We start from the raw sequence: 14560 nt of genomic DNA on the forward strand, positions 1-14560 counted from the left end.
CTGCGGGCTTTCCTTTGGCAGAGTCCCATGTCTGCGGCGCTTAGCTGCCGCACCCGGAACTTCCAGGAAGTCACCACACCCGGAACACCCGCCCCGTTTGCGCCCCTTCCACGCTGCGGCTATAGGCCAACGCAACCCGGCTGGCCGGGGCGGATTCAAAACCCTGGAAGTACGGACCATAGGCATCCAGCGATTCCGTCAGGACCGTGGGGCTGACCGAGTTGATGCGCACGCCGCGCAGCTCCACCGCCGCGCCGCGCACGAAGCCATCGATGGCCGAGTTCACCGCCGACGCGTTGGCGCCGTAGCGGATCGGTTCATCGGTCAGGATGCCGCTGGTGAGCGTGATGGAACCGCCTTCGTTGACGTAATGCTGGCCGATCAGCGCCAGATCCACCTGCCCCAGCAGCTTGTCGTGCAGACCGATCTTGAACTGCTCCGCCGTCATTTCGGCCAGAGGGCCGAAATGCAAGCTGCCCGTGGTGGAGACGATGGCATCCACCTTGCCCACGCGCTCGAACAAGGCGCGGATGCTGCCGCTCTGGGTCACGTCGACCTGATGCTCGCCGCGCGTCTTGCCCACTGCAATGACGTCGTGGCGCTGGCCCAGTTCTTGGGCGACCGCGCGGCCGATGGTGCCGGTGGCGCCGATCAGGATGATTTTCATGGAAACTCCGATTCGTATGTTGTGGGATGCGCCCGCGATATCGCCAGCGCTTGTGCCCATTCTGGCCAAGGGCGCGTCCCGGAAAAATCCTAAAATGGTGGGTTCACTTCACACTCAGGGTGCGTAATCCATGGACCGCCTGCTCAGCATGGAAGTCTTCGTGGCGGTCGTCGAACTGGGCAGCCTCACCGCGGCGGCGGCCCGCCACGAGATGTCGCCCGCCATGGCGGCCAAGCACATCAAGGGCCTGGAGGCGCGGCTGGGCCTGAGGCTCATGAACCGCACCACGCGCCGCCAAAGCCTGACGGAAGCGGGCCAGGCCTATTTCGCGCGCTGCAAGGTGATCCTGTCGGACATCCGCGATGCCGAGCAAGGCGCCGAAGCCATGCGCGCCGCGCCGCGAGGCCATCTGCGCATCACCTCGACCGTGACCTTCGGCTCGTTCGCGCTGGCCCCCGCCATCGCCGACTACCTGTCCGAGTACCCGGACGTCAGCGTGGACCTGACCTTGAGCGACGCCGTCGAGGACGTGGTGGCCTCGCGCTACGACCTGGCGGTGCGCATCGGCGAACCCGCCGATTCCAGCCTGGTCGCGCGCAAGATCGGGCGCTATCAGATGATCATCTGCGCGGCGCCGGCCTATCTGCAACGCCATGGCACGCCCGAAACCGCGAGCGACCTGGCGCGCCATCAATGCCTGGATTTTTCCTACTGGAACCGCCGCACCGGCTGGCGCCTGAACTCCGAGGATGGCGGCGCGGCCTACCCCGCCGGCCGCTTCGTGTCCAACAACGGCCAGGCGCTCAGGCAGGCGGCGCTGGCCGGATTCGGCATCGTGCTGCAGCCGGAACTGTTGCTGGCCGAAGATGTGCGGGCCGGGCGACTGGTCCCGATCCTGGAGTCCGCCTGGCCCGTGGCCCGGCCGATCACGCTGCTGTATCCCAAGGACCGCAAGGCCTTGCCCAAGCTCACGACCTTCGTGGAATTCATGGTGCAGAGATTCACCCGCGCCGCAAGGTGAGCGCGGCGGGCGTCGCGCAAGGTCCGCCGGGCTCCGAACCCGGCTACCGACAGGCCGCGGCCTCGTCGAACAGCCAGTCTCGGAAGGCGGCCAATCGGGGCAACTCGCGCGCCTGGGGCCGATAAACAACGTAGTAGGCCAACGCGGAGGGAACCGCCAACTGCGGAAACAGACGCACCAGGCGGCCGGCAACCAGATCATCATGCGCCATCACGCTGCGGGCCAGCGCCACGCCATGGCCATCGATAGCCGCCTGCAGCACCGCGGCGGAATTGTTGATCTTCATGCCGCGGGCGGTGGATACGCCTTGTACGCCGACTTTCTCCAGCCACATGGCCCAGGTCGGAAATCCCGTCTGCGCGTCCATCGAAAGATCATGGATCAAGGTCTCGCCCGCCAGCTCGGCCGGACGCTTCGCCGCCTTGCGCCGTCGCAGCAGTTCCGGGGAACAGACCGGGTAGACCTCTTCGTCCATCAGCTTTTCCGCCGCCAGGCCGGGCCAGACGCCAGCGCCATAGCGCACGCCGATATCGATCTGCTGGGCCGCGAAATCCACGGGCTTGAGGTTGGTGTCCAGGCGCACGTCGGTATCGGGCCAGGCATGCTGGAAGCGCTCGATCCGAGGCAACAGCCACTTGGCGGCGAAAGCCGGACTCACGGCCACGGTGAGCATGCCGCTCAAGGAACCTTCCTTCAAGCGCTCCAGGCCCAGCGCCAGCTTGCCGAGCCCCGCCTGTATCTCCGGCAACGCGCGTTCAGCCGCCGCCGTCGGGACCAGCCGCGCCTTGCCGCTGGCGCCGCGATGGAACAGCGGCGCGCCCAGCCATTGCTCCAGCGCGCGCACGAGCTGGCCCACCGCAGCAGGAGTCACGTGCAGCTCGGCCGCAGCTGCCGAAAAGCTTTGATGGCGCGCACTGGCCTCGAAGGCGCGCAGCGCGTTGAGATGCGCAAGAGACTTCATGGCGATAAAGTTTTTCTTTCAATCAAAGGTAGTTTATCTGGTTTGTCCGCGGCTGCCGATTGGCGAAGAATACGCCCTTTCAGTGGCCAATTTCAGCATATGGCAGCCAAGGGCCGGACATCACCTTGGAATAGCTTTTCTACCAATATCATGCTTATCAACGCCGATTTCTCACGCAACGCCATCGTGACGCCGGAGCAATACCAATGGGTGCCGTCGCCGCAGCCCGGCGTGGAACGCATGATGCTGGACCGCGTGGGCGGCGAACAGGCACGCGCCACCAGCATCGTGCGCTATGCGCCGGACAGCCGCTTTCCGCCGCACGCGCATCCCGGCGGCGAAGAAATACTGGTGTTGTCCGGCACCTTCTCCGACGCCAGCGGCGACTATCCGGCAGGCTGGTATCTGCGCAATCCGCCGGGCTCCGCCCATGCCCCTTCCAGCAGGAGCGGCGCCACCATCCTCGTCAAATTGCGGCAGATGCCTGCGGATGAACAATCCGTCGTACGCATCGACACGCGCGATCCCGCCGCCTGGACGCGCGAGCGCGGCGGCGAAATCTGCCCGCTTTACTCCGCGTCCTATGAGCAGACCTGTCTGCGGCGCCTGCCCGCCCATGCACCGCTGCCGCGGACCGCAGCCGTGCATGCGGAAATACTGGTTCTGGCCGGATCGATTGCCGACGGACAAGCTTCTTATCCGCAAGGCAGCTGGCTGCGGCTTGCCCGTGGCGCGCAAGCCGCCCTCGACGTCGGCGCCGAGGGTGCCACCGTCTATCTGAAGACCAACCATCTGCCGGACCCGAACGGCGGGAGCCAGCCATGACGACGTCAGTGGACACCGTCATCATCGGAGGGGGACTCGCGGGCCTGTACGCCTCCCTGCTGCTGCAGCGGCATGGCGCCGGCAGCCATATGCTGCTGGAAGCACGCGACAGGCTGGGCGGCCGCATCCTGGGCGCCGGCTCCTACGATCTGGGCCCCACGTGGTTCTGGCCAGCGATCCAGCCCAGGCTTGGCGCCCTCGTCCGCGAGTTCGGCTTGTCTATCATCCCGCAACACGAAGCGGGTTTCATGATGGTCGAGCGTTCAGGAACGCCGGTACGTATGCACAGCTACCCCAGCCATCCGGAGTCCTTCCGGCTAACCACTGGCATGAGCGGCCTGATCGATACCCTGCTCGCACGCCTGGATCCGGCATGCATCAAGCTGGGCCGGACCGTGACCCGGCTGCATGCCACAGGCCGCGCCATCGAGGTGCATGCGCGGGACGGCGAGGGACGAGCCAGCGTCTTTCAGGCCTCGCAGGTGCTGCTGGCCGTCCCTCCGCGCCTGGCGCAATCCCGTATCGCTTTCGACCCTCCGCTGCCGAGCGCGCTGGCAACGCAATGGCGCGGCACGCCGACCTGGATGGCTCCCCATGCCAAGTACCTCGCCGTCTACGGTTCGGCATTCTGGCGCGAGCAAGACATGTCTGGCGCAGCCCGCAGCAGCCGTGGACCTCTGGCCGAGGTCCACGACGCCAGCACCCCGCAAGGTCCTGCCCTGTTCGGATTCGTAGGCATGCCCGCGGCGGCGCGCCGGTCGGCAGGCCAGGACGTGTTGATGGCCCTCAGCCGCGCGCAGCTCGCCCGGTTGTTCGGCCCCCTGGCGCTCAAGCCCGAGCGGGAGTTCTACAAGGACTGGGCGCAAGACCCCGACACCTCGACGGCTGCGGACTGCAGGGATGGCGGCGCACACCCGGCAGCACCCGCCGTTGCCGCCGAGACTGGCGTATGGGCGGGTCGCTTGGCCGGGATAGCCAGCGAATGGTCCGCCGCATTCCCCGGCTATCTGGCTGGCGCCATCGATGCCGCGGACGCGGGCGTGAAGTGGCTGCTGAACTCCGCTGCACCCTCCCCCAATGCGGTCCCGCCTGGAGCCCCCGCCCAATGACACGCCTCCCTTCCACCTATCGCGCCATTCGGACCACCGCGCCCGGCCGGCTCGAATTCGTTGAATTGTCCACGCCCGAACCCGGCCCCGGAGAAGTACTGCTGCGCGTCGAAGCTTGCGGCGTCTGTGGCGCCGACGCGGCCGATATCGACAATCCGGCGCTGCAACGGCCGCGCGTCCCCGGGCATGAAGCCGTCGGCCGCATTTCGGCGCTCGGCGCGGGCGTCGACGCCCGCTGGAAGATCGGCCAACGGGTCGGCGTGGGGCGCCTGGGCGGTCATTGCGGCGCCTGCACGCAATGCCGCCAGGGCCTCTTCAATCTGTGCGCGAATCAACCGGTAGTCGGCGTTACCCGGGATGGCGGTTATGCCGAGATGATGCTGGCCCGGGCGACCGGACTGGTTGCCATACCCGACGAGCTCGACGCCATGCAAGCCGCCCCGATACTTTGCGCCGGCATCGCCACCTTCAACGCGCTCCGGAAATCCGGAGCGCAGGCCGGCGATCTCGTTGCCGTGCTGGGCATAGGCGGCCTGGGCCACATGGCGTTGCAATACGCCCGCCGCATGGGCTTGAAAGTGGCGGCAATCGGCCGGGGCCTGGACATCGCCGCTGACGCCTTGCGCCTGGGCGCCCATGTCTACATCGACAGCAACGAGGAAGACGCCGCGCAACGGCTCCTCGACATGGGCGGCGCACAAGCGCTGATCGCCACCATCACCGACACGCAGGCCGTGTCCGGGGCCATGCGCGGACTGGCTCCGCAAGGCCGCACGATGTTGCTGGGCGTGGGCCGCGACCCGCTGGCGGTGCCGCCCGGCTTTCTGGTGGGCGGCGAGCGCACCGTTGCCGGGTCCATGACCGGCACGCCTTGGGAAACTGAAAAAGCGCTGAATTTCAGCGTACTTGCAGAGGCGCTGCCCATGGTCGAGACTCTACCCCTGGAGCGCGCAGCTGATGCCTTGCTGCGGCTGAAGTCCGGCGATGCGAAGTTCCGCGTGGTCCTGACCATGGACGCCGCGCGAGAACCGTAGCGCGCTCGGCAAATCAACACCCATATCAACTAAAAGCACGACTCTCGAGGAGACCCACTTGTCCGCATCAACCCCGGCGCCATCGGCCGCACCCGGCGCTGAACTCACGCCGCAGGCGCAGCGCGGCAACATCGCCCGGCTGACAATCGCCCAGGCGCTGGCAGGCGCCAACGCCGTCGTGGTCTACGCCACCGGCGCCATCGTCGGCGACATGCTGGCGCCGGACAAGGCGCTGGCGACCCTGCCCATTTCCATCTTTGTGGTCGGCATGGCCGCCTGCATCCTTCCTGCTGGCGCCATCGCCAGGCGCCATGGCCGCCGCGCGGCATTTCTTGCCGGCACCGCCTGCGGCGTGCTGGTGGGCCTGCTGGCCGCCGCCGCCATCGTGCTGAGTTCTTTCTGGCTGTTCTGCCTGGGCACGTTCTTCGGCGGCGCGTACGCCGCCGTCGTGCTGTCGTTCCGCTTCGCGGCGGCCGACGGCGTGTCTCCCGCCAGGCGCGCCCGCGCCCTGTCCTTCGTGATGGGCGGCGGCGTGCTGGCCGGCGTGGTCGGCCCGCAGTTGGTCACGTACACGATGTACCTGTGGCCCGTCCACATGTTCGCGGCGACCTATCTCATGCAGGCGGCGGTAGCAGCGGTCTCGGCCCTGGTCCTGCTGGGCGTGCACCTGCCCATGCCCAGCGCGGCCGAAGTTGCGGGCGGACGGCCGCTGGGCTTGATCGCGCGCCAGCCGCGCTTCGTCACGGCGGTGGTCTGCGGCGCCGTCTCCTACATGCTGATGAATTTCCTGATGACCGCCGCACCGCTGGCCATGCATCTTTGCGGCCATTCCCAGGAAAGCGCCAACCTCGGCCTGCAATGGCACGTCATCGCCATGTACGGCCCCAGCTTCTTCACGGGACGCCTCATCACGCGTTTCGGCGCCGGACGCATCGTCACGGCGGGCCTGGCGCTCACCGGCCTGTCCGCGGCCATCGGCCTGACCGGGATCGACGTGGCCCACTTCTGGGTGACCTTGGTCCTGCTGGGCCTGGGCTGGAACTTCGGATTCGTGGGCGCGTCGGCCCTGGTTCTGGAATGCCACCGGCCGGAGGAAAAGACCCGGGTGCAGTCGCTCAATGACTTCATCATCTTCGGCACCATGGCGGTCGGCTCCTTCGCATCGGGCGGCCTGCTGGCGGCCTATGACTGGGCGACGGTGCTGTGGGTGTCGTTCATTCCCCTGGCGATCGCAGCGGTCGCGCTGCTGGCCGGGTCTGCCAAGTCGCGGCAACAGGCCTGAACCCGGCCGTTGGGCTCAACCGAGGTCGCCGGATACCGGCGGCCTCGCGATGAATGCCTGCTTGCCATGCCTGTCAAAACCCGCGGACTCGTAGAATCGAAGGGTCGCTTCGTCCTTTCTACCGGTCATCAACATGACCTTGTAGCAATTCCCGCCCCAGGCGAACGCCAGCGCCTCGTCGAGCACCGCCTTGGCAAGGCCCTGACGCCGGTAAGCGGCATCCGTCACCACGTTCTCGATCACGCCGTAGGGCCGACAACCACGCGTCAAATTGGGAATGACGGTAAGCGTGCAGCTTGAAGCGAGCTTGCCGTCGGCATACGCGCCAAAAACCCTGTGCCGAGTGCTTTCCATCAGTTCCTGCCAGACCGCTGCGACCGTTTGCGCGCCCGGCAGGGGATCATCCGCTGGATGCAGATGCCGATACAAATCCAGCAGACTCGACAACTCGGAAGCATCCAGCTCACGGATATTCATTGTTCGTTTCCTCTTCGGGGGACGCCCATTATTCCAGGAACGGCCAAGGCCGCCGCTCAAAATCGCTGGATCCCATCGCCCGACGTGTCAGACTAGCTGCCGCCCGCGGTAACGCTTGACCCTCACGCAACGTCAGGTCCCAGAGTTCGTTCCGCGCCATCAACAGGAGGAATGCCGTGCAACTGAAAGTAGGAGAACTGGCCAGGCGAAGCGGGCTGACTGTCCGCACGCTGCACCACTATCACGCGATCGGGCTGCTCACGCCTTCGGCGCGCGCCGACAACGGCTATCGGCTGTATGGCCGCGACGACATCGCGCGGCTGCATCAGATCCAGGCGCTGCGCCGCTTCGGATTGCCGTTGGCCGAGATCGGCGCTTATCTGGACCAGCCCGACACTCCCATGGACGAAATCATCGCCAAGCAGATCGCGATGCTCGACCGCCAGATCCAGCAAGCCTCCCGGCTGCGCGAGCGTCTCGCCCAGCTGCAGGGCCAGTTGGCGCAAGGCAAGGAGCCAGAGCTGGCCGATTGGCTCACCACTCTGGAACTCATGACCATGTACGACAAATACTTTTCCCCCGATGAACTGGCCCGCCTGCCCATGTACCGCAGCAGCCAGAATGGCGACGCCGACTGGCTCGCGCTGGTCAAGGAGGTGCAGGCGCAGATGGATGCCGGCGTCGCGCCCGAAGCGGCGCAGCCGCGCGAACTGGCCTTGCGCTGGATGACCCTGCTGCTGCGCGACACCAGTCGCGATCCGCGCCTGCTGGTCAAGCTGAACCGGATGCACGAACGCGAGCCCTCGATGCAGGCGCACATGGGCATCTCTCCGGCCTTGCGCGATTACGTGCTGCAAGCCTTCTCGGAAAGCAAGCTGCGGATCTACGAGAAGTACCTCACGCCGGACGAGGCGCGCTACATGCGCGAGCATTACGGCGATCGCATTGGCGAATGGCCCGAACTGATGGCCGAGGTGCGCGACGCGCTCGACGCGGGCGTGGCGCCGGACTCGCCCACGGCCCTGGCGTTGGCCCGGCGCTGGCTGGACCTGTTCCGCAGCTATGCCGGCAACGACCCCGCCACCCAGGCGAAATTCCGCCACGCGCTGATGACCGAGCCCGAGCTCACCGCCGGCACCTGGACTGATGACGCCACCCTGTCGTTCATGCGGCAGGCAATGGGCGCGCTGGCGGCGGCGCGCTAGCGCGGGTCCGCCCGGCCATGGGCAGGCCCGCTCCCCGCCGGGCCTGCCCATTTGCTAGACTGACCAGCCCTGTCCCTCGCCTGCCCCAACATGTCCCAGGAAGTCCGCCCCGACCCCAGCGCCGACGATATCGCCAAGGAAATCTCGGCGGCCATCGTCGCGCACAAGCTGCCGCCCGGCACGCGGCTGCGCGAAGAGGCGCTGGCGGGGGTGTATCAGGTCAGCCGGACCAAGATCCGCGCCGCGCTGCTGATGCTGTCCAAGGACAAGCTGATCAACATCGTGCCGGACAAGGGCGCGTTCGTGAGCAAGCCGGACGCGAACGAGGCGCGCGAGGTCTATGCGGTACGGCGCATCCTGGAAGCAGCGCTCGCACGCGAATTCGTGGCGCGGGCAACGGCGGCTGACTACCGCCGCATCGACGCCCATCTGGCCGCGGAGCGCCGCGCGCTGGAAGGCGGCGACGTGCAGGAACGCAACCGGCTGCTCGGACACTTCCACATTCTGCTGGCCGAGACCGTAGGAAATTCCGTGCTGACGGGGATGTTGCGCGAACTCTCGGCCCGCAGCGCCGTCATCACCGTGCTGTATCAAAGCTCGCACGATGCCAGCTGCTCGTCGCAGGAGCATCACGCCTTCATCGAGGCCGCCCGCGCGGGCGATGCCGACCGTGCCTGCGCGCTGATGGACGCGCATCTGGAGCATGTGCAGACGGCGCTGGATTTCAAGAACGGCGGCCGCAGCGGCGGCGACCTGGTCAGCGCCCTGCTCAGCTGAAGCCGCCCCCCCGCGCTACGGCTGCGCCTGCGTCCCCGCCAGCAACTGGCCCATGCGCTGCTGCAGCCAGAGTTCCGTCTCGCTCAGGCTGCCGCCCCTCAGCCACAGCGTACGCACGGACAACATGGGCAGGAACAGGTCCGCGCAGCGCACGCTGACGAGCTCGTTGCTGAAGCCCTGGTATTCGCCGATGTTCAGCGGCAGGATGGCCCAGCCCACGCCATTGGCGGCCATGGCAGCGATGTTGTAGCTGCTGTCGGCCCGCCAGACCGACGGGCTCAGCACCACCTGGTCGACGCCGTCCATCTGCATGAGCAACTGCCGGTGACGCGCCAGGTCATTGCGCCCAACCTCGGGCAGCGCGGCCAGCGGATGGCCCTGCGCCACGAAGATGCCCTGCGCCACATTGCCCAGATGGCGATGGGCGAAGGCGCTGCCCGGATCGCCGCGATCGAACTGGAAGGCCAGGCTGGCGCGGCCCTGTTCCACGTAATCGGCGACCTCCGTCGCGGTGCCGTTGAGCTGGGTCAGCTCCAGCGCCGGATAGTGTTCGGCCAGTTCCTTCAGCAACTGGTCGGCCACCAGATAAGGCAGCCCTTCGTCCAGCGCGACGCCCAGGCGCGCTTCGCGCCCGGCGGCAAACGACAAGGCGCGCTGCTCCAGCGCGCCTGCCTGGCGCAGCAGTTCCTGCGCCTCCTGCAACATGACCTCGCCGGCGGCCGTCAGGGTTGCGTTGCGCCGCGACCGGTCGAACAACTCCACGCCCAGGTCCGCTTCCAGCAAGCCTACCGAGGTACTGATCGCCGACTGCGCCCGGCCCAGGCGTCGCGCCGCCGCCGAGAACGATCCCGATTCCGCAGCGGCGACGAAATGACGTAGCTGATCCAGTGTCCATTGCATGTCTCGACTCCTCGTTATCCATCTATTTTATAGATGGTTTCAAACTTTTTTATGCGAATTGGAATATGGATAATGGCGCCCTCTGAGACCCGGCCAATCCCGGCCCCGCCCGCGTTCGCGGCGCGGCAGGCGTTTCAGTTTCAGGAGTAGAACCATGCAGCGGACTGAACCGAACGCTGTCGCCACGGCCGCGCCCGGCCGCTGGCTGGTGCTGGCCATCGTGTCCAGCGCCTTGCTGTTGATCGTGGTCGACATGACCGTCCTCTATACCGCCCTGCCCCGGCTCACGCATGAATTGAACGTCAACGCGTCGGAAAAGCTGTGGATCGTGAACATCTACGCGCTGGTCGTGTCCGGCCTGCTGCTGGGCATGGGCACGCTGGGCGACCGCCTCGGCCACAAGCGCCTGTTCATGGCGGGGCTGGTCGTGTTCGGCACGGCGTCCCTGTGCGCCGCCTACTCGCCGGGCGCGGCCACGCTGATCGCGGCGCGCGCGCTGCTGGCCGTGGGCGCCGCCATGATGATGCCTGCCACGCTGTCCATCCTGCGCCTGACCTTCGCCGACGAGCGCGAACGCGCCATCGCCATCGGCGTATGGGCCTCGGTTGCCTCGGGCGGCGCCGCTGTCGGCCCGGTGGTGGGCGGCGTGCTGCTGGAGCATTTCTGGTGGGGTTCCGTGTTCCTCATCAACGTGCCCATCGTGCTGCTGGCGCTGCCGCTGGCCTGGCGCCTGATTCCTGCCAGCCGTCCGGACGCCTCCCACCCCTGGGACCTGCCGGGCTCGTTGCAGGTGATGGCCGGCCTGATCCTGTGCGCCTACGCGCTGAAGGAACTGGGCAAGACCGACCCGTCCTGGCGCGACGCCGGCCTGGCCTGCGCTGCGGGCGCGGCCATGCTCGCCGTGTTCGTGCGGCGCCAGCGCGCGCGGCCTTATCCGCTGATCGACTTCGCCATCTTCCGCAACCTCAGCTTCAGTTCGGCCGTGGCGGCTGCGCTGTTCGCCGCCGCTGCGCTGCTCGGCATGGAGCTGGTGTTCAGCCAGCGGCTGCAGCTGGTCATGGGCATGTCGCCGCTTGAAGCCGCGCTCTTCATCCTGCCGCTGTCGCTGGCCGCTTTCATCGCGGGTCCGCTGGCGGGCTGGCTGCTGGGCCGCGTCAACAGCGCCACCATGCTGTTCCTGTCGTTGCTGGTGTCGGGGCTGGGCATGACCGGCTACCTCCTGAGCTATGACGCGGCGCTGCTGCCGCAGATGGTCAGCCTGTGCGTACTGGGCGCCGGCATAGGCGCCACCATGACCGCGGCGTCCAGCACCATCATGCAGAGCGCCACCCCGGAGCGCGCCGGCATGGCGGCCTCGATCGAAGAGGTGTCGTACGAGCTGGGCGGCGCGCTGGGCGTCACCCTGATGGGATCGATCCTGTCCGGCGTCTATGCGCACACGCTTGCCGTGCCGGTTGGCCTGCCCCAGTCCGACCTGGCGCGCGACAGCCTGGACCAGGCCCTGATCGTGGCGGACGGACTGTCGTCGGACCTGGGCATGGCCTTGACCCGCCTGGCCAAGACCGCCTTCGACACGGGCTATGCCGCAGTCATCGCCACCGCGGCTCTGATGCTGCTGGTCACGGCGGGGTTCGTGCTATTCAACCGGCGGCGCATGGCAGCCTGAAACAGGCCTGCCATGCCGGCCCCGGCTCAGCAGTTGCGGAAGGCGTGGTCCATGTCGGCGATCAGGTCTTCCTCGTGCTCCAGTCCGATCGACACGCGCACCAGCCCCTCGGACACGCCGGCCGCGTCGCGCTCGGCCGCCGGAACGCCGGAATGCGTGGTGGACGCCGGATGGCAGATCAGCGATTCGGTGCCGCCCAGGCTGACGGCCGACTTGAACAGATGCAGCGCGTTGATGAAGCGGAACGCCTTGGCGCGCCCGCCCTCAAGCACGAAGGCGAAGGTCGAACCCGGCCCGGTGCACTGGCGTTTGTAGACTTCCTGGTAGGCCCGGTCCGCAATCATCTCCGGATGGAAAATCTGCACTTTTTCATGCGGATTGCCGGACAGCCACTGGGCCACCTTGGTCGCCGTGCGCGCGGCCTGCTTCATGCGCAGCACCACGGTCTCCATCGAACGCGTGATCATCCAGCAGGAATGCGGGTCCAGCTGCGAGCCGAACGCGCTGCGGATGGCTCGCACCTTCTTGACCAGCGTCTTGCTGCCGGTGACCGCGCCCGCAACCAGGTCGCTATGGCCGCCCACATACTTGGTCAGCGAATACACGCACAGGTCCACGCCATGCTCGGCCGGTTTCTGGAAGATCGGGCCCAGCAGGGTGTTGTCGCACACCGACACGGGACGATAGCCGTGCCGCGCTTCGAAGGCGTCCAGCTCATTCTTCATGGCCTCGAAATCGATCAAGGCATTGGTCGGATTGGCGGGCGTTTCAACAAAAAACAGACGCACCGGCCCCTGCGCCGCCGCGGCCTCCAGCGCTGTGCGCATGCTCTTGGCCGACAGGCCGTCCTCGACGGCATGCGAACCTATCCCCCACTCCGGGAAAATCTTGGAGATCAGGGTTTCGGTGCCGCCATACAGCGGCACGGATTGCACCAATTGATCGCCGGGCCGCAAGAATGCCAGGAACACGGCGCTGATCGCCGACATGCCGCTGGAGGTCACCGCGGCGTCTTCCGAACCATCCAGCAGCGCCAGGCGGTCCTCGACGATTTCCAGGTTGGGATGGTTGAAGCGGCTGTACACCAGCCCCGCGGACTCGCCCTGGGGCAAGGGTTTGCGGCCCGAAACCAGATCGAAGAACGCCGCGCCATCCTCGGCCGAGCGGAACGCGAAGGTAGACGTCAGGAACACCGGCGGCTTGACCGCGCCCTCCGACAGGAAGGGGTCGAAGCCGTACGACATCATCTGGGTTTCGGCATGCAGCGGGCGGCCGAAAATGTCCTTCTTGTGGTAGCTGGAGTAACTCATGCTATGCCTCTCTGTCTGGTTTCCGGGTGCCCGGCCGGGCCGTCGGGCTGGCGCTTCACGCATGCGAAAACAATAGCGCCGCCCGCCTCGGGCTGCATGGAAGAATGACAGTAGCCGGCCGCAAGAGTCCTTCCGCTTGCATCGTCCGGCGAGGACAGTGAGAAACAATATTTCCCCTTATGGGGATTTCCTGAAAGGCGCTGCCTGATTACCTCAACTTGGCGCAATCGACAGGAAAATCATGAAACCCGCGGAGGATGGCTGGCGCAGCCTGCCTGCGGCCGCGCCCTACATCACCCCGGGAACAACGCGATTGCGGCCCTGCCGCTTGGCTTGATAGAGGCCTCGGTCGGCCACCTGGATCAGGTCGGTGCAGGGCTGGTCGCCTTGCGGCACCGCCGTGGCCGTGCCGATGCTGACCGTCAGCCACGGGCCGTCGCCAGTGTCCTTCTGCGGAATCTGCAAGGCTTCCACCGCGCGGCGCAGCTTCTCGGCGGCCAGGCGCGCGCTGCCGGCCGGGGTGCCAGGCAATACCAGCGCAAACTCCTCGCCGCCAAAGCGCGCCGCCAGGTCGGTGGACCGGTCGCAACTGGCGAAGATGGTGTTGGCCACCCGCTTGAGCGCCTCGTCGCCAGCGATGTGGCCGTAGGTGTCGTTGTAGGCCTTGAAGTGGTCCACGTCGATCATGAGCATGCTGATTTCGCGGCCGTCGCGGCGCGCACGCTGCCACTCGGCATTGAGGTATTCGTCGAAATAACGGCGGTTGCCCAGGCCCGTCAGTCCGTCGGAATTGGTCAGCCGGCGCAACTCCATATTGCTTTCCAGCAGTTGCTGCTGGCTCTGGCGCAAGGCCTGGTAGGCCTCGTCGCGCTGCACCAGGGCCAGGTAGGAGCGCGAGTGGTAGCGGATGCGCGCCACCAGCTCGATGGAGTCGGGCAGCTTGACCAGATAGTCGTTGGCGCCGGCGGCAAAGGCCGCGCTCTTGATCGCCGGATCTTCCTTGGTGGACAGCACGATGATGGGGATATCGCGCGTCACTGGATGACCACGGTATTCCTGCACCAGGCTCAGTCCATCCACGCCCGGCAGCACCAGGTCCTGCAGGATGACGGTGGGCCGGGTCTGGATCGCCACGGCCAGCGCCTTTTCCGGATCAGAGCAATAGTGGAAGTCGATGTTGCCCTCCGTGGCCAGGGCCCGCCTGATGGCCTCGCCGACCATCACCTGGTCGTCGACGAGCAACACCATGGCCGCATGCGAATGCAGGTTCGCCGAAGCCGAGCTGTCAATGGGAGGTTGCATAGTGAGTCCTTGAATGCTGTCGAG

The 14560-nt window shown here is 66.7% G+C and carries 14 protein-coding genes; 8 read left to right on the forward strand and 6 right to left on the reverse strand.

Features of this window, described 5'->3' with window-relative positions; all coding sequences use genetic code 11:
• Nucleotides 1-70 precede the first annotated feature (70 nt).
• Nucleotides 71-667, reverse strand: coding sequence for a short chain dehydrogenase (locus IB268_RS14320; RefSeq protein WP_192352423.1), 597 nt, complete (start codon nt 665-667; stop codon nt 71-73).
• Between the two features lie 130 nt (nt 668-797).
• Here IB268_RS14320 and IB268_RS14325 point away from each other — a divergent pair, with 130 nt between their 5' ends.
• The gene (locus IB268_RS14325) at nt 798-1688 is read left to right on the forward strand and encodes a LysR family transcriptional regulator (protein WP_119451399.1); all 891 of its coding nucleotides are present in this window, start codon (nt 798-800) and stop codon (nt 1686-1688) included.
• A gap of 43 nt (nt 1689-1731) precedes the next feature.
• Here the strand turns inward: IB268_RS14325 and gcvA are convergent, their stop codons facing one another.
• Complete coding sequence (gcvA, locus tag IB268_RS14330; RefSeq protein WP_119451398.1) at nt 1732-2649, reverse strand: transcriptional regulator GcvA; 918 nt, start codon at nt 2647-2649, stop codon at nt 1732-1734.
• A 150-nt stretch (nt 2650-2799) separates the two neighbouring features.
• On the opposite strand from gcvA, the gene IB268_RS14335 reads away from it, so the two are divergent.
• The 4 genes from IB268_RS14335 to IB268_RS14350 are packed head-to-tail and all read left to right on the forward strand — an operon-like array spanning nt 2800 to nt 6899.
• Nucleotides 2800-3474 (forward strand): cupin domain-containing protein, encoded by a 675-nt coding sequence (locus IB268_RS14335; protein ID WP_192354478.1) that lies wholly within the window; start codon nt 2800-2802, stop codon nt 3472-3474.
• Entirely contained in the window at nt 3471-4583 is a 1113-nt protein-coding gene (locus tag IB268_RS14340) for an FAD-dependent oxidoreductase (RefSeq protein ID WP_192354418.1), read from the forward strand. Before IB268_RS14335 ends, IB268_RS14340 begins: the two co-directional genes overlap by 4 nt.
• Entirely contained in the window at nt 4580-5617 is a 1038-nt protein-coding gene (locus IB268_RS14345; protein WP_192354419.1) for an alcohol dehydrogenase catalytic domain-containing protein, read from the forward strand. The genes IB268_RS14340 and IB268_RS14345 overlap by 4 nt, the downstream gene beginning before the upstream one ends.
• Nucleotides 5618-5675: 58 nt before the next feature.
• On the forward strand, nt 5676-6899 hold the full coding sequence (locus tag IB268_RS14350) for an MFS transporter (RefSeq protein WP_054456389.1): 1224 nt from the start codon (nt 5676-5678) through the stop codon (nt 6897-6899).
• Nucleotides 6900-6914: 15 nt separating this feature from the next.
• Here IB268_RS14350 and IB268_RS14355 read toward each other — a convergent pair whose 3' ends face one another.
• Entirely contained in the window at nt 6915-7376 is a 462-nt protein-coding gene (locus tag IB268_RS14355) for a GNAT family N-acetyltransferase (protein WP_125472167.1), read from the reverse strand.
• A gap of 176 nt (nt 7377-7552) precedes the next feature.
• Here IB268_RS14355 and IB268_RS14360 point away from each other — a divergent pair, with 176 nt between their 5' ends.
• Both IB268_RS14360 and IB268_RS14365 read left to right on the forward strand, forming a co-directional pair.
• Complete coding sequence (locus IB268_RS14360) at nt 7553-8581, forward strand: MerR family transcriptional regulator (RefSeq protein WP_054456387.1); 1029 nt, start codon at nt 7553-7555, stop codon at nt 8579-8581.
• Nucleotides 8582-8671: 90 nt separating this feature from the next.
• On the forward strand, nt 8672-9358 hold the full coding sequence (locus IB268_RS14365) for a GntR family transcriptional regulator (protein WP_054456386.1): 687 nt from the start codon (nt 8672-8674) through the stop codon (nt 9356-9358).
• A 15-nt stretch (nt 9359-9373) separates the two neighbouring features.
• Here the strand turns inward: IB268_RS14365 and IB268_RS14370 are convergent, their stop codons facing one another.
• Nucleotides 9374-10258, reverse strand: a complete 885-nt coding sequence (locus IB268_RS14370) for a LysR family transcriptional regulator (protein WP_119451391.1) — start codon at nt 10256-10258, stop codon at nt 9374-9376.
• Nucleotides 10259-10412: 154 nt separating this feature from the next.
• Between IB268_RS14370 and IB268_RS14375 the strand changes: the two genes are divergently transcribed.
• Nucleotides 10413-11924: an MFS transporter gene (locus tag IB268_RS14375; protein ID WP_192354420.1), complete on the forward strand. Its 1512-nt coding sequence runs from the start codon at nt 10413-10415 to the stop codon at nt 11922-11924.
• A 26-nt stretch (nt 11925-11950) separates the two neighbouring features.
• Here the strand turns inward: IB268_RS14375 and IB268_RS14380 are convergent, their stop codons facing one another.
• Nucleotides 11951-13234, reverse strand: coding sequence for a cystathionine gamma-synthase family protein (locus IB268_RS14380; RefSeq protein WP_054456383.1), 1284 nt, complete (start codon nt 13232-13234; stop codon nt 11951-11953).
• A gap of 288 nt (nt 13235-13522) precedes the next feature.
• On the reverse strand, nt 13523-14536 hold the full coding sequence (locus tag IB268_RS14385) for a PleD family two-component system response regulator (RefSeq protein WP_054456382.1): 1014 nt from the start codon (nt 14534-14536) through the stop codon (nt 13523-13525).
• Between the last annotated feature and the right edge of the window lie 24 nt (nt 14537-14560).

Origin of the sequence: Achromobacter sp. ACM01 (assembly GCF_014851745.1) — a bacterium.
Lineage (GTDB): Bacteria > Pseudomonadota > Gammaproteobacteria > Burkholderiales > Burkholderiaceae_B > Achromobacter > Achromobacter aegrifaciens.

Excerpts from the sequence above, each read along its gene's own strand:
- IB268_RS14355 (WP_125472167.1), bottom strand. The coding sequence starts at position 7,376 with ATGAATATCCGTGAGCTGGATGCTTCCGAGTTGTCGAGTCTGCTGGAT.
- IB268_RS14375 (WP_192354420.1), top strand. The coding sequence starts at position 10,413 with ATGCAGCGGACTGAACCGAACGCTGTCGCCACGGCCGCGCCCGGCCGC.
- IB268_RS14385 (WP_054456382.1), bottom strand. The coding sequence starts at position 14,536 with ATGCAACCTCCCATTGACAGCTCGGCTTCGGCGAACCTGCATTCGCAT.
- IB268_RS14335 (WP_192354478.1), top strand. The coding sequence starts at position 2,800 with ATGCTTATCAACGCCGATTTCTCACGCAACGCCATCGTGACGCCGGAG.
- IB268_RS14320 (WP_192352423.1), bottom strand. The coding sequence starts at position 667 with ATGAAAATCATCCTGATCGGCGCCACCGGCACCATCGGCCGCGCGGTC.
- IB268_RS14345 (WP_192354419.1), top strand. The coding sequence starts at position 4,580 with ATGACACGCCTCCCTTCCACCTATCGCGCCATTCGGACCACCGCGCCC.
- IB268_RS14380 (WP_054456383.1), bottom strand. The coding sequence starts at position 13,234 with ATGAGTTACTCCAGCTACCACAAGAAGGACATTTTCGGCCGCCCGCTG.
- IB268_RS14340 (WP_192354418.1), top strand. The coding sequence starts at position 3,471 with ATGACGACGTCAGTGGACACCGTCATCATCGGAGGGGGACTCGCGGGC.
- gcvA (WP_119451398.1), bottom strand. The coding sequence starts at position 2,649 with ATGAAGTCTCTTGCGCATCTCAACGCGCTGCGCGCCTTCGAGGCCAGT.
- IB268_RS14325 (WP_119451399.1), top strand. The coding sequence starts at position 798 with ATGGACCGCCTGCTCAGCATGGAAGTCTTCGTGGCGGTCGTCGAACTG.
- IB268_RS14370 (WP_119451391.1), bottom strand. The coding sequence starts at position 10,258 with ATGCAATGGACACTGGATCAGCTACGTCATTTCGTCGCCGCTGCGGAA.
- IB268_RS14365 (WP_054456386.1), top strand. The coding sequence starts at position 8,672 with ATGTCCCAGGAAGTCCGCCCCGACCCCAGCGCCGACGATATCGCCAAG.